Annotated in this window: 1 protein-coding gene and 1 pseudogene; both read right to left on the bottom strand. The window is 56.2% G+C overall.

Annotation, left to right across the window (positions count from 1 at the left end; genetic code table 11):
* Positions 1-67: 67 nt before the first annotated feature.
* Positions 68-541: a DUF2247 family protein gene (locus ATN84_RS16175; protein ID WP_068882724.1), complete on the bottom strand. Its 474-nt coding sequence runs from the start codon at positions 539-541 to the stop codon at positions 68-70.
* 15 nt (positions 542-556) lie between these two features.
* Positions 557-2,400, bottom strand: a pseudogene (locus ATN84_RS27295) (hypothetical protein); the annotation flags it as partial.

Below are 2,400 nucleotides of genomic sequence, written 5' to 3'. Positions count from 1 at the left end.
TTTCGAGATTGATATTATTGCCGGCCGAAAGCGAGATATCGCCGGAGCCGCCCGTCAGCAGGCCTTATTATGCTAATTTTTTCTTGAACGACGTCAACATTGCGGCCCATTTCTCCATAAGAGCCTTTTCCCCCACTGCTTCGCCATCGGCCACCGGCATGTACCTCACGAATGGCGCCACTTCCTCTGGATAATCAAAATCTGCATATATTTCTTCAACTACCGAAAACGGGTCAGGATAAGACTCTTTATGCAAAAAAACCCATAGTAAAATCAGATACAGCCACTTCTGTTTTGAAAGCTGTGGATTTTTATTCTCATGGAACGCCAATTGCTCCATTATTCTGGGGACATCAAAATGATTGCTGCACGTGGCCAAATCATAATGGATTTCATTCGAATTTTCCGTCAATGTTTCCAATGCGAATTCGATTACCCCATCCTCTGATATATACTTATGTGACAATCCATACTTTAGATCATGCCAGTCCAGCGATGGCATTTCAATGGCACAAAACTTTCCAGGCAAGGCGAATTCCATGAGCATCATCCCTTACTACGGCATCTTTGAAGGTACTTGGTTAGGCGTGCCATTTACTCTTCCTCCCGGAATGAAGCGTTGGTGAGTTAACTGACCTTTTGCATTAACCACCCACTCAAAAATACCGCTTTTGCCATTTACTTCACCTGACATTTGAGTGAGCGTATAGTTTGCTCCATCCCCTCCTTTTATCGTGAATATTCTGCCTCTATCGGGTATTTGATCGACAACGTAGCTTGCTGCCCTGTGTAGAGGGTCATCTTTCAATGCACTTCCGACGGGGTGTGCATTAAGTATTTCCTGTGCGGCGTAGGCCGCCTTTTGTCGTTCAAAAGTCGCAACATTCGAAGCCTCCGTCCGAAGCGTCTTCAGAATATCCTCAGTCAGTTGAACGGCCTTGCCTGTCGCAGCATCGACCGCGCCGAGTATCTCATCACTCTTACGAAGGATAAGCGTACCCGCCGGAACCGATACTGAGACCGCCAGCGATGCCCCGGCAAGTGCGTCGCCAGCCGCGATTTCTCCCAGCGTTACTGCAAGCTGGCTATAGCAGAGCGGATTGGAGACGCATGCGGTGGCAGCACTAATCGCACCGGGCGCAAGCGCAACACCTGCAGCTCCGAGCAGGATGACCGCCCCTCCCGCCGAAACCGCGATCTGGTTGTTGACCAGTGCCTGCTGGTAAGCGGTCGCGATGTTGCTGGGTGCGGTCTTGCCCGCAGCCACGTCGTCGAGAACCTGGAGAAGGATAGCGTCGGCCGTATTGAGCGGACCGCCGCCGATGATGTGCTGCTGCAGGCCTGCATAATCGTCGAGCGCATGTTCCAGATCCTTGCGGCCCGCCACGCAGGCGGCATCGCTGAACGACTGGCTGCATGTCTCAACCAGCTTGGCGATGTTTTCGGCCGATATAAGCTGATAGTTAGAGACGCTGTTGACCAGACGGCCTTCAATGTTTGTCAGCTGCTGAGCCGAGCAGCCATTGCCGAGGCTCGCCCTGCATTTATCGAGCTGCTCGCGGAGGTCGGCCTGTTCCTTTCTCGCCCGCTCCAATTGATCATGCGTCAGATAGTTGTAGCGGAACTCCGCCCCGGCATAGGCTGCGGCATCGCCGCCGACAACGGAGGTGAGGCCCATGACGATACCGCCGGAAACAATATCGGCGAGCGAGCGGCCCGCATCGGTGCCACCAAGGCCACTATTGTTGACGATATCGCGGACCAGCGTATCCACGTAAGGCGCGATCAAGGTGGCGGCAGCGCCACCGAAGGCGCCCTTGATCATGCCTGAGACATCGTTGACACCGCCGAGAATGCCGCCGCCCAGCGCGTGCAGGGCAGCACGGCCAACGCCGCCGGAAGCCCAGAATGCGGCGGCGTCCTCATCGCCCCGCGCCAGCGCTTCCGCCCGCAGCCTGTCCGCGAGCTGTCCGACGGCTTCAGCCATCATGGCGGAAGCTTCCTGATAGTGGGCCTGCGTCTTGTATTGATCCCGCAGGATGTTCTGCAGGTCCGGCAGGCCGGGCAGCGAGGTGTTGGTGTTGGAGGTATCGCGGTTGAGATCGTCGATGTTCTGCTGCTGGTTGGCCGGATCGGTGATGACGATCTCGCCCGGCGAGACGGCGGAAAGGGCCTTGCCGGTCTCGCTCTCGCCTTCCTTGATCGGCGGCGCCATGCTGATGCCGCCGGAACCGATGGAGCCGCCGAACGTCTCCGCCTTCCACTTCGAATGGGTGTCGATGTCGGCGAATTCCAGCGTGCCGGTTTCGAGACGGTTCTTATCCGCCGCCGCCTCGCTGGTGATGAGGCCGCCTTCGAGCCTGGTCTTGCCTTGCGTCTCGATGTCGAAGCCGCCGGAAC

The sequence above is a fragment of the Paramesorhizobium deserti genome (genome assembly GCF_001558695.1).
Lineage (GTDB): Bacteria > Pseudomonadota > Alphaproteobacteria > Rhizobiales > Rhizobiaceae > Paramesorhizobium > Paramesorhizobium deserti.
Note: the sequence above shows the minus strand (reverse complement) of the source record. Positions and strands in the feature narration are given on the sequence as shown.

Coding starts and splice junctions, on each gene's coding strand:
- ATN84_RS16175 (WP_068882724.1), bottom strand. CDS start 541: ATGGAATTCGCCTTGCCTGGAAAGTTTTGTGCCATTGAAATGCCATCG.